At 44.0% G+C, this 14,053-nt stretch carries 15 protein-coding genes; 12 read left to right on the top strand and 3 right to left on the bottom strand.

The window, feature by feature from the left end:
• Nucleotides 1-66: 66 nt before the first annotated feature.
• From sipD to sptP, 6 genes are read left to right on the top strand one after another with little or no spacing between them, the layout of a single operon-like run.
• A complete protein-coding gene (sipD, locus tag ACLD4F_RS09265) occupies nucleotides 67-1,098 on the top strand; it encodes an SPI-1 type III secretion system needle tip complex protein SipD (protein WP_000932249.1) in 1,032 nt (343 codons plus the stop codon).
• Nucleotides 1,099-1,116: 18 nt separating this feature from the next.
• Complete coding sequence (sipA, locus tag ACLD4F_RS09260) at nucleotides 1,117-3,174, top strand: SPI-1 type III secretion system effector SipA (RefSeq protein WP_079965491.1); 2,058 nt, start codon at nucleotides 1,117-1,119, stop codon at nucleotides 3,172-3,174.
• 18 nt (nucleotides 3,175-3,192) lie between these two features.
• Nucleotides 3,193-3,441, top strand: coding sequence for an acyl carrier protein (locus tag ACLD4F_RS09255; RefSeq protein ID WP_001055579.1), 249 nt, complete (start codon nucleotides 3,193-3,195; stop codon nucleotides 3,439-3,441).
• A gap of 43 nt (nucleotides 3,442-3,484) precedes the next feature.
• Nucleotides 3,485-3,745: a hypothetical protein gene (locus tag ACLD4F_RS09250; protein WP_000692251.1), complete on the top strand. Its 261-nt coding sequence runs from the start codon at nucleotides 3,485-3,487 to the stop codon at nucleotides 3,743-3,745.
• A gap of 26 nt (nucleotides 3,746-3,771) precedes the next feature.
• Nucleotides 3,772-4,164, top strand: a complete 393-nt coding sequence (sicP, locus tag ACLD4F_RS09245) for a chaperone SicP (RefSeq protein ID WP_001147852.1) — start codon at nucleotides 3,772-3,774, stop codon at nucleotides 4,162-4,164.
• Nucleotides 4,151-5,782, top strand: a complete 1,632-nt coding sequence (gene sptP, locus ACLD4F_RS09240; protein WP_411010800.1) for an SPI-1 type III secretion system effector GTPase-activating protein SptP — start codon at nucleotides 4,151-4,153, stop codon at nucleotides 5,780-5,782. The genes sicP and sptP overlap by 14 nt, the downstream gene beginning before the upstream one ends.
• 53 nt (nucleotides 5,783-5,835) lie before the next feature.
• On the opposite strand, the gene iagB is transcribed toward sptP, so the two are convergent.
• From iagB to hilD, 3 genes are all read right to left on the bottom strand, one after another.
• Nucleotides 5,836-6,318, bottom strand: coding sequence for an SPI-1 type III secretion system invasion protein IagB (iagB, locus tag ACLD4F_RS09235; protein WP_023227557.1), 483 nt, complete (start codon nucleotides 6,316-6,318; stop codon nucleotides 5,836-5,838).
• Nucleotides 6,319-6,335: 17 nt separating this feature from the next.
• A complete protein-coding gene (hilA, locus tag ACLD4F_RS09230) occupies nucleotides 6,336-7,997 on the bottom strand; it encodes a transcriptional regulator HilA (RefSeq protein ID WP_001728894.1) in 1,662 nt (553 codons plus the stop codon).
• Between the two features lie 1,078 nt (nucleotides 7,998-9,075).
• Nucleotides 9,076-10,005: a transcriptional regulator HilD gene (hilD, locus tag ACLD4F_RS09225; RefSeq protein ID WP_079943976.1), complete on the bottom strand. Its 930-nt coding sequence runs from the start codon at nucleotides 10,003-10,005 to the stop codon at nucleotides 9,076-9,078.
• A 315-nt stretch (nucleotides 10,006-10,320) separates the two neighbouring features.
• Here hilD and prgH point away from each other — a divergent pair, with 315 nt between their 5' ends.
• Genes prgH through orgB form a run of 6 tightly spaced genes read left to right on the top strand, consistent with a single transcriptional unit; the run spans nucleotide 10,321 to nucleotide 14,044 of the window.
• Nucleotides 10,321-11,499: a type III secretion system inner membrane ring protein PrgH gene (prgH, locus tag ACLD4F_RS09220; protein ID WP_000450196.1), complete on the top strand. Its 1,179-nt coding sequence runs from the start codon at nucleotides 10,321-10,323 to the stop codon at nucleotides 11,497-11,499.
• 24 nt (nucleotides 11,500-11,523) lie between these two features.
• Entirely contained in the window at nucleotides 11,524-11,766 is a 243-nt protein-coding gene (prgI, locus tag ACLD4F_RS09215) for a type III secretion system needle filament protein PrgI (protein ID WP_001143113.1), read from the top strand.
• A gap of 18 nt (nucleotides 11,767-11,784) precedes the next feature.
• A complete protein-coding gene (gene prgJ / locus ACLD4F_RS09210) occupies nucleotides 11,785-12,090 on the top strand; it encodes a type III secretion system inner rod protein PrgJ (RefSeq protein ID WP_000020431.1) in 306 nt (101 codons plus the stop codon).
• A complete protein-coding gene (prgK, locus tag ACLD4F_RS09205; RefSeq protein ID WP_000621238.1) occupies nucleotides 12,087-12,845 on the top strand; it encodes a type III secretion system inner membrane ring lipoprotein PrgK in 759 nt (252 codons plus the stop codon). The genes prgJ and prgK overlap by 4 nt, the downstream gene beginning before the upstream one ends.
• On the top strand, nucleotides 12,817-13,416 hold the full coding sequence (gene orgA / locus ACLD4F_RS09200) for an oxygen-regulated invasion protein OrgA (RefSeq protein WP_001591231.1): 600 nt from the start codon (nucleotides 12,817-12,819) through the stop codon (nucleotides 13,414-13,416). Before prgK ends, orgA begins: the two co-directional genes overlap by 29 nt.
• On the top strand, nucleotides 13,373-14,044 hold the full coding sequence (gene orgB, locus ACLD4F_RS09195) for a type III secretion system linker protein OrgB (RefSeq protein WP_000916655.1): 672 nt from the start codon (nucleotides 13,373-13,375) through the stop codon (nucleotides 14,042-14,044). The genes orgA and orgB overlap by 44 nt, the downstream gene beginning before the upstream one ends.
• Nucleotides 14,045-14,053: the final 9 nt, after the last annotated feature.

Below are 14,053 nucleotides of genomic sequence, written 5' to 3'. Positions count from 1 at the left end.
AAAGGTCATCTATACGCCATCATGGGTGTGATTTAATCGCGCTCCTGATGGCGAACTGGGGATATTATGCTTAATATTCAAAATTATTCCGCTTCTCCTCATCCGGGGATCGTTGCCGAGCGGCCGCAGACTCCCTCGGCGAGCGAGCACGTCGAGACTGCCGTGGTACCGTCTACCACAGAACATCGCGGTACAGATATCATTTCATTATCGCAGGCGGCTACTAAAATCCAGCAGGCACAGCAGACGCTGCAGTCAACGCCACCGATCTCTGAAGAGAATAATGACGAGCGCACGCTGGCGCGCCAACAGTTGACCAGTAGCCTGAATGCGCTGGCGAAGTCTGGCGTGTCATTATCCGCAGAACAAAATGAGAACCTGCGGAGCGCGTTTTCTGCGCCGACGTCGGCCTTATTTAGCGCTTCGCCTATGGCGCAGCCGAGAACAACCATTTCTGATGCTGAGATTTGGGATATGGTTTCCCAAAATATATCGGCGATAGGTGACAGCTATCTGGGCGTTTATGAAAACGTTGTCGCAGTCTATACCGATTTTTATCAGGCCTTCAGTGATATTCTTTCCAAAATGGGAGGCTGGTTATTACCAGGTAAGGACGGTAATACCGTTAAGCTAGATGTTACCTCACTCAAAAATGATTTAAACAGTTTAGTCAATAAATATAATCAAATAAACAGTAATACCGTTTTATTTCCAGCGCAGTCAGGCAGCGGCGTTAAAGTAGCCACTGAAGCGGAAGCGAGACAGTGGCTCAGTGAATTGAATTTACCGAATAGCTGCCTGAAATCTTATGGATCCGGTTATGTCGTCACCGTTGATCTGACGCCATTACAAAAAATGGTTCAGGATATTGATGGTTTAGGCGCGCCGGGAAAAGACTCAAAACTCGAAATGGATAACGCCAAATATCAAGCCTGGCAGTCGGGTTTTAAAGCGCAGGAAGAAAATATGAAAACCACATTACAGACGCTGACGCAAAAATATAGCAATGCCAATTCATTGTACGACAACCTGGTAAAAGTGCTGAGCAGTACGATAAGTAGCAGCCTGGAAACCGCCAAAAGCTTCCTGCAAGGATAACAGAAGAGGATATTAATAATGGTTACAAGTGTAAGGACTCAGCCCCCCGTCATAATGCCAGGTATGCAGACCGAGATCAAAACGCAGGCCACGAATCTTGCGGCGAATCTTTCCGCAGTCAGAGAAAGTGCCACAACGACGCTGTCAGGGGAAATTAAAGGCCCGCAACTGGAAGATTTTCCCGCGCTGATCAAACAGGCGAGTCTGGATGCATTGTTTAAATGCGGGAAAGACGCTGAGGCGTTAAAAGAAGTTTTTACCAATTCAAATAATGTCGCCGGTAAGAAAGCGATAATGGAGTTTGCCGGGCTCTTTCGTTCAGCGCTCAACGCCACCAGTGATTCTCCTGAGGCGAAGACGCTACTGATGAAGGTGGGGGCAGAGTATACCGCGCAAATCATAAAAGATGGCCTGAAAGAAAAGTCAGCTTTTGGGCCATGGCTGCCAGAAACAAAGAAAGCGGAAGCGAAGCTGGAAAACCTGGAAAAGCAGCTGTTAGATATCATCAAAAATAACACTGGCGGTGAATTAAGTAAATTATCGACGAATCTTGTTATGCAGGAGGTGATGCCCTATATTGCCAGCTGCATTGAACATAACTTTGGCTGTACGTTAGATCCGTTAACCCGCAGCAATCTTACGCACCTTGTTGACAAAGCGGCGGCGAAGGCGGTTGAGGCGCTTGATATGTGCCACCAAAAATTAACGCAAGAGCAGGGTACCAGCGTAGGACGGGAAGCCCGGCACCTTGAAATGCAAACGTTGATACCCCTGCTGCTACGTAATGTTTTTGCACAAATTCCTGCAGATAAACTGCCTGACCCTAAAATTCCGGAACCTGCGGCTGGACCAGTACCTGATGGTGGGAAAAAAGCAGAACCTACGGGTATTAATATCAATATTAATATTGATAGCAGTAACCATAGCGTGGATAACAGTAAGCATATTAACAATAGCCGAAGCCATGTCGATAATAGCCAGCGCCATATCGATAATAGCAACCATGATAATAGCCGGAAGACGATTGATAATAGCCGAACATTTATTGATAACAGCCAACGCCATGGCGAGTCACACCATTCGACTAACAGCAGTAACGTAAGCCATAGTCATTCGCGTGTGGATTCGACTACGCATCAAACGGAGACGGCACACAGCGCCAGCACAGGGGCAATTGACCATGGCATCGCAGGTAAAATTGACATCACGGCTCATGCGACGGCAGAGGCTGTGACCAACGCTTCTTCCGAAAGTAAAAATGGAAAGGTGGTCACGTCAGAAAAGGGCACTACGGGTGAAACACCCTCTTTTGATGAAGTTGATGGCGTAACCAGCAAGAACATTATCGGCAAGCCGGTACAGGCCACGGTGCAAGGCGTTGATGATAATAAACAGCAAAGCCAGACGGCAGAGATTGTGAATGTGAAGCCGCTTGCCAGTCAACTGGCTGGCGTCGAGAATGTTAAAATCGATACCTTACAATCAGACTCGACGGTAATTACAGGTAATAAAGCCGGTACGACCGATAATGATAATAGCCAGACAGATAAGACTGGCCCATTTTCTGGTTTGAAGTTTAAGCAAAATAGTTTCCTCTCAACGGTACCGAGCGTTACGAATATGCATTCAATGCATTTCAACGCCCGTGAGGCGTTTTTGGGTGTGATACGTAAAGCGCTGGAGCCGGATACCTCCACACCGTTTCCTGTACGCAGAGCGTTTGACGGCTTGCGTGCGGAAATATTACCCAATGACACGATAAAGAGTGCAGCGTTGAAAGCGCAATGTAGCGATATTGACAAGCACCCAGAATTGAAAGCGAAAATGGATACGCTTAAAGAGGTCATTACTCATCATCCACAAAAAGAAAAACTGGCTGAGATTGCACTGCAGTTTGCCAGAGAGGCGGGGCTGACCAGGCTAAAAGGGGAAACTGACTATGTGTTAAGTAATGTGCTGGACGGACTTATCGGAGACGGTAGCTGGCGAGCTGGCCCGGCTTACGAGTCATACCTGAATAAACCTGGCGTGGATCGGGTTATTACTACCGTTGATGGCTTGCACATGCAGCGTTAATTAACCGGGAAAGATGCGATGAATATGGATATTGAAGCAAGAGTCAAAAAAGTGATCACCTCCTGTATTGCCGTTGATGTTGATAGTATCAATGGTCAGACCCATCTGGTTGAGGATCTTTACGCTGACTCATTGGATTTAATTGATATTGTATTTGGTCTTAGTGAGGAGTTTGACATTAGTTGCAATGAAAACGATCTTCCTGATATGACGACCTTTGCGGATATATGCCGTGTTGTTAAAAAAAGTCTTGAGTCCAGGGTGTAGTATTTTTCTCTCGCTTGACAACAATTGAATAAGATTAATTGTTATGAAAATCATCACACATGTAGTACCCGGTTCAGGTATGGCTGCAATATATGATGATATTGCTGACAGTCCGCGTTTTGTTATTAAAGGCAAGTTACGTCATGTTGAAAATGATCCGAAGGAACTGCTGATATGTGTTCCGATGCGTAGTGAATGGCTATTCTACTGGATTAAAGGAGAGAAATATTGCGCCCGGCGATGGGCGCGAAAAAGTATCAAGACATTGTGTAACCAGATTAAATTTGAAGAAGCAATCTTATAAAAGATATAATTCAAGAGGAAAGTAAATTGCAAGCACACCAGGATATTATCGCTAATATTGGTGAGAAATTGGGTTTACCGCTCACTTTTGACGACAACAATCAGTGCTTATTACTACTCGATAGCGATATTTTTACGTCTATTGAAGCTAAAGATGATATCTGGTTATTGAACGGTATGATTATACCGTTATCGCCTGTTTGTGGCGATTCTATCTGGCGGCAGATTATGGTGATTAATGGTGAACTGGCTGCGAATAATGAAGGTACGTTAGCGTACATTGATGCCGCAGAGACGTTGTTGCTTATACATGCAATTACCGATCTGACAAATACTTACCATATTATATCGCAGCTTGAGTCATTTGTGAATCAGCAGGAAGCGCTCAAAAACATACTGCAGGAATATGCTAAAGTATGAGGAGAGAAAATTGAATAATTTAACGTTGTCTTCGTTTTCAAAAGTTGGTGTGTCGAATGATGCCCGACTTTATATTGCTAAGGAAAATACTGATAAGGCATATGTTGCGCCTGAAAAATTTTCGTCAAAAGTATTAACCTGGCTTGGAAAAATGCCGTTATTTAAAAACACTGAAGTGGTGCAAAAACATACGGAAAATATCAGAGTACAGGATCAAAAGATTTTACAGACATTTCTCCAGGCACTAACGGAAAAATATGGGGAAACAGCGGTTAATGACGCACTGTTAATGTCCCGTATAAATATGAACAAACCCCTTACCCAACGTTTAGCAGTGCAGATCACGGAGTGTGTAAAAGCTGCTGACGAAGGGTTTATAAACCTTATTAAGAGCAAGGATAATGTTGGTGTCCGGAATGCCGCTTTAGTCATAAAAGGCGGCGATACAAAAGTGGCAGAAAAAAATAACGATATTGGAGCAGAAAGTAAGCAACCTTTACTCGATATCGCGCTAAAGGGACTTAAACGAACATTACCGCAACTGGAACAAATGGATGGAAATAGCCTGCGAGAAAACTTCCAGGAGATGGCTTCAGGTAACGGCCCGCTACGTTCATTAATGACGAATTTACAGAATTTAAATAAAATTCCAGAGGCTAAACAACTTAATGATTATGTTACAACGTTAACAAATATTCAGGTAGGTGTAGCCCGGTTCTCACAATGGGGAACCTGTGGGGGAGAGGTTGAGAGGTGGATTGATAAAGCCTCTACTCATGAATTAACCCAGGCTGTAAAAAAAATTCACGTTATTGCTAAAGAACTGAAAAATGTTACAGCTGAACTTGAGAAAATAGAAGCCGGCGCGCCAATGCCACAGACGATGAGCGGACCGACACTGGGCCTGGCACGGTTTGCGGTCAGCAGCATTCCAATTAATCAGCAAACCCAGGTGAAACTGAGCGATGGAATGCCTGTGCCAGTGAATACGTTAACTTTTGACGGTAAGCCTGTGGCATTAGCCGGTTCGTACCCAAAAAATACGCCGGATGCGCTGGAAGCGCATATGAAAATGCTTCTTGAAAAAGAATGCTCATGCCTGGTGGTGTTAACGTCGGAAGATCAGATGCAGGCAAAACAATTACCACCCTATTTCAGAGGGAGCTACACCTTTGGCGAGGTGCATACCAACAGCCAAAAAGTGAGCTCAGCCAGTCAGGGAGAAGCGATAGACCAATACAATATGCAACTGTCCTGCGGGGAAAAGCGGTATACAATCCCGGTATTGCATGTGAAAAATTGGCCAGATCACCAGCCGTTACCGTCTACGGATCAGTTAGAATACCTGGCGGATAGGGTGAAAAATAGTAACCAAAATGGCGCGCCGGGGCGTAGTTCATCAGATAAGCATTTACCGATGATTCATTGTCTGGGCGGAGTGGGGAGAACCGGAACGATGGCGGCGGCCCTTGTACTTAAGGATAATCCTCATAGTAATCTGGAGCAGGTACGTGCAGATTTCCGGAATTCACGGAACAATAGAATGCTGGAAGACGCCTCACAGTTTGTACAACTAAAAGCAATGCAAGCCCAGTTGCTTATGACGACGGCAAGCTGATAAAAACATAGCTTACTTTTAGAACTATCTGAAAGTAAGCTATTTCTGTATAATTATTTGTTTGCCGCGATAGAAAGTCTTTTGTTTTTCTCTTCTGCTGACATTCCTTTTAATTTTCTGTAATTCTCCCAAATTTTTTTAGCATAACGTTTCCTTATATCCGATCGTTTCGGCGACGTCCCGGCATTATAAGCGCCAACGGCCTCCCAGCTATAACCGTAGATTTTCATCATATCTGATAAAATGGAGGCGCCCACAATGACAGAAATGCAGGGGTCCTGTAACAACTGTTTTTCACTAATCCCCATTTTTTTCAGCCTTTTCATATGGAAGCTGTTAATTTGCATCAGGCCAAGATCGGTTGAACCATCTCGGTTATGACCAATGGCGCCAGGTTTCATCGCCGATTCCTGCTGGGCGATAGCGTAAAGTAGTTCGGATTCAATATTGAACATTTTTTCAGCCTGAAGCCAGCAATCAGCCCATGCCGTATTTATGCTAAGCAACCAGATTACGATGATAAAAAAATAATTCATATCTCCTCTCTCAGATTTTACCGTAATTTAATCAAGCGGGGATCCTGTTTCCATCTTTTGAACCAAATATTGTCTTCGTTTTTAAATTTATTCCACATTTTCTCGGCAATAGCTTCGCCGTGGGCAACCAGCACTAACGGTAATAATCCCGGATTATTATCTATCCGCTGTTCACTTTCCAGAAATTCTCTTATCGTCGGTAAGGCACGTTCGCTATTCTGACAGTATTCAGCATAAAGAAGATTAACAGCAATAAGTCCTGTTATTTCCTGCGTGGATATTTCTTTAGTTAATTTTCGTGCCAGTTCATGTTTACCTTTAAGCGAAAGAAACATAACCTGCATACTTAATAATATTGGATTATCCTGCAGGTGTTGTGAGCGTAATTCATCGCCTAAACGTATAGCATCATCAATACCGGTATGATAATAGGTAATCCACAGCTTAGTGATCCCTGCGGCTGCACGCGTTGGATCCAATTTTAAACACTCATTAATCGTTTGTAAGGCCTCCTCCAACTGACCAGCCATGAAAAGATTCCAGCCATAATAATATTTAATATCTGCAGAAATGGGCGAAAGTAAGTTAGCTTGTTTGAATAGCAAACTCCCGACGATGTATTCTGAATGAATCGTATTAATTAGTCCCAGTAATCCTAAAGCTTGTGGATTATTGTGGTCCAGCTCTGTCGCCTTAATCGCATGTTCTTTAGCTTTGATCATGGCGTTTTGTTTATCAAAAATCCCCATTTGCGCCATGCTGAGGTAGCATTCTGCCAGCGCACAGTAAGGCGCAATGCTGTTTGGCGACATGTTAACGCATTGAGTCAGCAATTTAAGCGCTTGCTGTAAGCTATAGGGGGTATATTGATTTAACTCATGCTTACCGCGTAAGTAAACCATAGTACTGTCAATTGAATTTAGCTCGCTAATCTGCTTTGTGTCCCAGCGAAGCCCGGGAATACATCTGAGCAAAAGATTCGCAATTTTGTTTTGCAAGAGAGAAGCGGGTTGGTGTTCTATCAACTTAATGCTTTCCTGGTGCAGCAGGTGATAACCTTTAACCCGAACTATCTCGATCTGTACAATATTATCATTACCATCGGGTATCATCTGCCCGGAGATATAATAATCGGGGCGTAATTGATCCATGAGCTCAAGAATATCCTTAACACTACGGCAGTTCTTCGTAATGGTCACCGGCAGCACGCTCAGGCCAAAGGGCGCATACTGCGATAATCCCTTCACGATAGAGTAATGCAGACTCTCGGATTGAACCTGATCCTGCATCTGAAAAGGAAGTATCGCCAATGTATGAGTCGTAGGTAGCGGCGCTGGCGGAGACACCACTACGACCGGACGATTAAACCGATAGCCCTGTCCGTACAGTGTTTCAATGTAACGATGCTCTTTATCTTCCGACAGAATACGTCGTAAGGCATAAATACAGCGGGTAAGAGATTCTTCGTTAACTTCCGCGTCGCCCCATACCTGGTCCAGTAAGGTGTTTTTACTCACAATCTCGCCGGCGGCTTCGAGCAGGATGACCAGAACGGCATATTCTTTTGGCGGAATATTGACTTTCTTTTCTGAGCGTAGCAGGGAGCCGTCCATGTTGAGTATGAAATCATCAAAGACGAATTTTTTATTCGATACAGGAACAGGATTAAAATGTGGCATGATAATAGTGTATTCTCTTACAGGGTGAAAAGTTATAATAGCTAATACAAGTCGTTAGGATAGAATCTACGGTTTCAGTAATTCTGCTGTTAGTACTAACGGTCAGGTTGAGCTTTTATTATGAGCTTAATTTCATATTGTACGGGCTCGGGTTTATATATTTTTAACATTTGATTATTTAGCTTATGCCTGTGCTTTAAATAACTGACATGTTGGTAATAATATTGTTATAACTAACCGTGATTATCGAATGGACGCCGTCGTATATCCTGGTGCAGAGAGTCAGCGCCGGGCATCTAAATATTTACATATTTAACTTGGCCTCATTGCAATAGAGATTAGTTTTGTAGCTATCTTACTGCATTTTTTTTGAGTGTAAATGCTGCTTATTATATCTTCATGGTTAATGGTCTGATAATTACACCATCAGAACCATTTTTCTCGAAGATTTCCACTAAATGACCATTCGTTGAAAGTTTAAGAGTGTAATTTGTCTTAGGTGTCAAAATATAAATGAAAGACTGTTTTTAATGGTGCGCTTATTTTTATATTTTTTTGCAAAATAATGATATCGTCTTTTCTTTACTCCCTTCAGCTATAGCGTCAAAAAGGCAGGGGGGTTATGAGCAGTATCATCCTCAGGCTGGCCCCCAGGCATTATATCGATATCAGGAGGAAGAGAAGAGGTATGCCTGGCAGAAAGCTAACAAGCGTGACTGTTTCGGTGTAGACCGTTCAGGCAAATAGTTCTCAGTGAGAACGGATGATGTATAAATATGAATAAAATGCCGGCCTTAATCCACAGGGTTAAAGCCGGAAGGAGTGGACGGATTCTTACGCTGTGAATAAGGCAATATCGGTTTACCAGTCATCATAGCGATGACAGGTTCACAAAAATCGTGTTATATAATCAGCCTTACTTTAAATTACCAGAGATATCAGTATAAGCTGTCTTCCGGACAGAACAATGATATTGAATAGCCTCCCATCCTGATAGAGCGTGTTAATGCGCAGTCTGAATTTTAAATTATTACAATTTTAATAAAAATCTTTACTTGAGTGACAGATACAAAAAATGTTAATGGTTCGCCATTTTTATGAATGTCGATGGCGTAGTTTTAAAATATTTTTTGAAACATTGAATGAAGTAGGACGTGCTGTCATAACCACATTTTAATGCTACAGCATTAACATTATGGTTGCCTATGCGTAAAAGTTTTGCTGCCTGATTCATTCTTGCCGATAAGTAGATGTCGCTAAAGCTGGTACCTTCTTCTGCAAGTTTCCGTTTGAGCGTTGACGTACTCATAAATATATGATCGGCAACATCCGTAAGCTTCCACTGTCTACTGGGTGACGAAGATATAATGTTGTAAACGCGCTCCTTTAACGTTATCTGAGCCGAGCTAAGGATGATCTCATAACTCTCCGGGAGTCGGAGAAAAGCAGTAAGCAGGAACAGCAGAAAATAAGGAATTAACTCTTCATTTTCAATACAACTTTTGTTGTTACAGTTACTGCAACCTTTGCTTGTATCCTTCGTACAGGAGAACGCCGTTCTCAGATGTTCAAATACCTCTCTTCTGGCAGGAAAGTCAGGCGTATAGAAGATCTTCTGCGCTTTCTCTGTGGGTACCGCCATTTTGGTTTGCTGCTCGTTTGGGATAAGTGCATAGAGAGCGCCAAGTCGTTGCGTCGGTATCTCGAGTATATCGAAATCCATGTGGCCATTGACCTCTTCAAGCGTCACGTTAACTACCTGCTCTTTTTTGAGCACCAACATCCCAGGTTCGTCACAGTAAATCGTATCGTGATTATTGCTAATCGTCAGTTTACCGCTCCGAAAGCAAACTAAAGTGAAACTGCTTACATAAAGATTTTTGATGGTAACCTGCTGAGTCTGACTTTTAATTTGCTGCCGGGTATTTGTCAAAAGTGATTTTAATTTCTGTAAGTTATCTGCGGCAGGACGCTGATGACTATTACTTACAAAGGTTACATTTTCCATATTATCCCTTTGTTGATGTTATTTTAATGTTCCTTACTGGTATCCTACTGAAAAAATCTGAGTTGTAAATGCTCTTTATTAGCGTGTGTTGGCAATGGTCTGATTGTTACACCAAAAGAACCCAAATTTGGGTAATTTATCTACAGTAGTTTAAGCCCCAATGGGGATGATGGTTCTTTTAATATGTGTTGAGACGCATTATACAGAATAAATTGATTTTATTTCTCACTTTTCATTCTATTTTCATCAGGAATCCCTGTGTCCTGTGCGGTAATCTGCTGCTATCGAGAACGACAGACATCGCTAACAGTATATATGGAAACATCAAAAGAGAAGACAATAACAAGCCCAGGGCCATACATAGTTCGATTACTTAACAGCTCACTGAACGGCTGTGAGTTTCCATTGCTGACAGGCCGAACACTCTTTGTGGTAGGTCAGAGTGATGCGCTCACTGCTTCAGGCCAACTCCCTGATATACCTGCCGATAGCTTTTTTATCCCGCTGGACCATGGCGGAGTAAATTTTGAAATCCAGGTGGATACGGATGCGACCGAAATTATACTCCATGAGCTGAAAGAAGGAAATTCTGAATCTCGTTCGGTGCAATTAAATACGCCAATACAGGTCGGTGAATTGCTTATCCTGATTCGCCCGGAAAGCGAGCCGTGGGTGCCCGAGCAGCCTGAGAAGTTAGAAACGTCTGCAAAAAAGAACGAGCCGCGTTTTAAAAACGGAATTGTAGCAGCACTGGCCGGGTTTTTTATATTGGGAATTGGGACGGTGGGGACGTTATGGATACTTAACTCGCCGCAGCGGCAGGCCGCAGAGCTCGATTCGTTATTGGGGCAGGAGAAGGAGCGCTTTCAGGTGTTGCCAGGACGGGACAAAATGCTCTATGTCGCTGCGCAAAATGAAAGAGATACGCTGTGGGCTCGTCAGGTTTTAGCGAGGGGCGATTATGATAAAAATGCGCGAGTGATTAACGAAAACGAAGAAAATAAGCGTATCTCTACCTGGCTGGATACCTATTATCCGCAGCTGGCTTATTATCGGCTTCATTTCGATGAGCCGCGTAAACCCGTTTTCTGGCTAAGCCGCCAGCGAAACACGATGAGCAAGAAAGAGCTCGAGGTGTTAAGTCAAAAGCTGAGAGCGCTAATGCCCTACGCGGATTCGGTCAACATCACGTTGATGGACGATGTTACCGCAGCAGGCCAGGCGGAAGCGGGGCTAAAACAGCAGGCGTTACCTTATTCCCGCAGGAATCATAAGGGGGGCGTAACGTTTGTTATTCAGGGGGCGCTCGATGATGTAGAAATACTCAGAGCCCGTCAATTTGTCGATAGCTATTACCGCACATGGGGAGGACGCTATGTGCAGTTTGCGATCGAATTAAAAGATGACTGGCTCAAGGGGCGCTCATTTCAGTACGGGGCGGAAGGTTATATCAAAATGAGCCCAGGCCATTGGTATTTCCCAAGCCCACTTTAATTTAACGCAAATAAGGAAGTCATTATGCCAACACCTTGGTCAGGCTATCTGGATGAAGTTTCAGCAAAATTTGATACAGGCGTTGATAATCTACAAACGCAGGTAACAGAGGCGCTGGATAAATTAGCAGCAAAACCCTCCGATCCGGCGCTACTGGCGGCGTATCAGAGTAAGCTCTCGGAATATAACTTGTACCGTAACGCGCAATCGAACACGGTAAAAGTCTTTAAGGATATTGATGCTGCCATTATTCAGAACTTCCGTTAATCAGTTATAAGGTGGATTATGTCGATTGCAACTATTGTCCCTGAGAATGCCGTGATAGGGCAGGCGGTCAATATCAGGTCTATGGAGACGGACATTGTCTCGCTGGATGACCGGCTACTCCAGGCTTTTTCTGGTTCGGCGATTGCCACGGCTGTGGATAAACAGACGATTACCAACAGGATTGAGGACCCTAATCTGGTGACGGATCCTAAAGAGCTGGCTATTTCGCAAGAGATGATTTCAGATTATAACCTGTATGTTTCTATGGTCAGTACCCTTACTCGTAAAGGAGTCGGGGCTGTTGAAACGCTATTACGCTCATGATTCGTCGATATCTATATACTTTTCTGCTGGTAATGACCCTTGCCGGCTGTAAGGATAAGGACCTTTTAAAAGGACTGGACCAGGAACAGGCTAATGAGGTCATTGCCGTTCTGCAAATGCACAATATAGAGGCGAATAAAATTGATAGCGGAAAATTGGGCTATAGCATTACCGTTGCTGAGCCTGATTTTACCGCTGCGGTGTACTGGATTAAAACTTATCAGCTTCCTCCCCGGCCACGGGTGGAAATAGCGCAGATGTTCCCGGCGGATTCGCTGGTATCGTCTCCGCGAGCTGAAAAGGCCAGGTTATATTCGGCTATTGAACAGCGACTGGAACAGTCATTACAGACGATGGAGGGCGTGCTCTCCGCCAGGGTCCATATTAGTTATGATATTGATGCTGGTGAAAATGGCCGTCCGCCAAAACCTGTTCATCTGTCGGCATTAGCCGTATATGAACGAGGTTCGCCGCTTGCGCATCAGATCAGCGATATCAAGCGTTTCTTAAAGAATAGTTTTGCCGATGTGGATTATGACAACATTTCTGTTGTGTTGTCAGAACGTTCTGATGCCCAATTACAGGCTCCCGGCACACCAGTAAAACGTAATTCTTTTGCAACCAGTTGGATTGTGTTGATTATTTTGTTATCCGTGATGTCAGCAGGCTTTGGCGTCTGGTATTACAAAAACCATTATGCCCGCAATAAGAAAGGCATAACGGCTGATGATAAGGCGAAATCGTCAAATGAATAGGCAGCCATTACCCATTATCTGGCAAAGAATCATTTTTGATCCGTTATCGTATATCCATCCTCAGCGGTTGCAGATAGCGCCGGAAATGATTGTCAGACCCGCCGCCAGGGCGGCGGCAAATGAGTTAATACTGGCGGCATGGCGGCTTAAGAACGGAGAAAAGGAGTGTATTCAAAACTCACTGACGCAGCTGTGGCTGCGTCAGTGGCGCCGACTGCCGCAAGTAGCGTATTTACTCGGTTGCCATAAACTGAGAGCCGATCTGGCAAGGCAGGGAGCCTTGCTTGGCCTGCCGGATTGGGCGCAAGCATTTTTGGCAATGCATCAGGGAACAAGTTTATCTGTCTGCAATAAGGCGCCGAATCACCGGTTTTTACTTAGCGTCGGGTATGCACAGTTAAATGCCCTGAATGAATTTTTACCTGAATCTTTAGCACAGCGTTTTCCTTTGCTTTTTCCTCCATTTATTGAGGAGGCATCGAAGCAGGATGCTGTAGAAATGTCAATTTTGCTACTGGCCTTACAATATGCTCAAAAATATCCCAATTCCGTCCCCGCTTTCGCCTGTTGAGGGGATACTGATAAAGCGTAAAACGCTGGAACGTTATTTCTCTATTGAAAGATTAGAACAGCAGGCGCATCAACGGGCTAAGCGTATTTTGCGAGAGGCGGAAGAAGAGGCAAAGACCTTGCGGATGTACGCCTATCAGGAAGGTTACGAGCAGGGAATGATAGACGCGTTACAGCAGGTCGCCGCTTATCTTACTGATAATCAGACAATGGCCTGGAAGTGGATGGAAAAAATACAGATTTATGCCCGCGAGTTATTTTCAGCTGCGGTCGACCATCCCGAAACGCTTTTAACCGTCCTGGATGAGTGGCTGAGGGATTTCGATAAGCCGGAGGGGCAACTTTTTTTAACACTGCCAGTTAATGCGAAAAAAGATCACCAAAAACTGATGGTGTTGCTTATGGAGAACTGGCCTGGCACTTTTAATCTTAAATATCATCAGGAACAGCGCTTTATCATGAGTTGCGGCGATCAGATCGCAGAATTTTCACCTGAACAATTTGTTGAAACGGCAGTAGGCGTCATTAAGCATCATCTTGATGAACTTCCACAAGACTGCCGGACGATTTCTGATAACGCCATTAACGCACTTATTGATGAATGGAAGACAAAAACGCAAGCATTGTAAAATGGAGGT

This window comes from Salmonella sp. 741265050_HSA (assembly GCF_046569445.1).
GTDB lineage: Bacteria > Pseudomonadota > Gammaproteobacteria > Enterobacterales > Enterobacteriaceae > Salmonella > Salmonella enterica.
The sequence above is the reverse complement of the archived record's forward strand: the minus strand, read 5'-3'. Positions and strand labels throughout refer to the sequence as shown.

Excerpts from the sequence above, each read along its gene's own strand:
- sptP (WP_411010800.1), top strand. The coding sequence starts at position 4,151 with ATGCTAAAGTATGAGGAGAGAAAATTGAATAATTTAACGTTGTCTTCG.
- hilA (WP_001728894.1), bottom strand. The coding sequence starts at position 7,997 with ATGCCACATTTTAATCCTGTTCCTGTATCGAATAAAAAATTCGTCTTT.
- ACLD4F_RS09255 (WP_001055579.1), top strand. The coding sequence starts at position 3,193 with ATGAATATGGATATTGAAGCAAGAGTCAAAAAAGTGATCACCTCCTGT.
- hilD (WP_079943976.1), bottom strand. The coding sequence starts at position 10,005 with ATGGAAAATGTAACCTTTGTAAGTAATAGTCATCAGCGTCCTGCCGCA.
- prgH (WP_000450196.1), top strand. The coding sequence starts at position 10,321 with ATGGAAACATCAAAAGAGAAGACAATAACAAGCCCAGGGCCATACATA.
- sipA (WP_079965491.1), top strand. The coding sequence starts at position 1,117 with ATGGTTACAAGTGTAAGGACTCAGCCCCCCGTCATAATGCCAGGTATG.
- prgJ (WP_000020431.1), top strand. The coding sequence starts at position 11,785 with ATGTCGATTGCAACTATTGTCCCTGAGAATGCCGTGATAGGGCAGGCG.
- prgK (WP_000621238.1), top strand. The coding sequence starts at position 12,087 with ATGATTCGTCGATATCTATATACTTTTCTGCTGGTAATGACCCTTGCC.
- ACLD4F_RS09250 (WP_000692251.1), top strand. The coding sequence starts at position 3,485 with ATGAAAATCATCACACATGTAGTACCCGGTTCAGGTATGGCTGCAATA.
- orgB (WP_000916655.1), top strand. The coding sequence starts at position 13,373 with ATGCTCAAAAATATCCCAATTCCGTCCCCGCTTTCGCCTGTTGAGGGG.
- sipD (WP_000932249.1), top strand. The coding sequence starts at position 67 with ATGCTTAATATTCAAAATTATTCCGCTTCTCCTCATCCGGGGATCGTT.
- iagB (WP_023227557.1), bottom strand. The coding sequence starts at position 6,318 with ATGAATTATTTTTTTATCATCGTAATCTGGTTGCTTAGCATAAATACG.
- prgI (WP_001143113.1), top strand. The coding sequence starts at position 11,524 with ATGCCAACACCTTGGTCAGGCTATCTGGATGAAGTTTCAGCAAAATTT.
- orgA (WP_001591231.1), top strand. The coding sequence starts at position 12,817 with ATGATAAGGCGAAATCGTCAAATGAATAGGCAGCCATTACCCATTATC.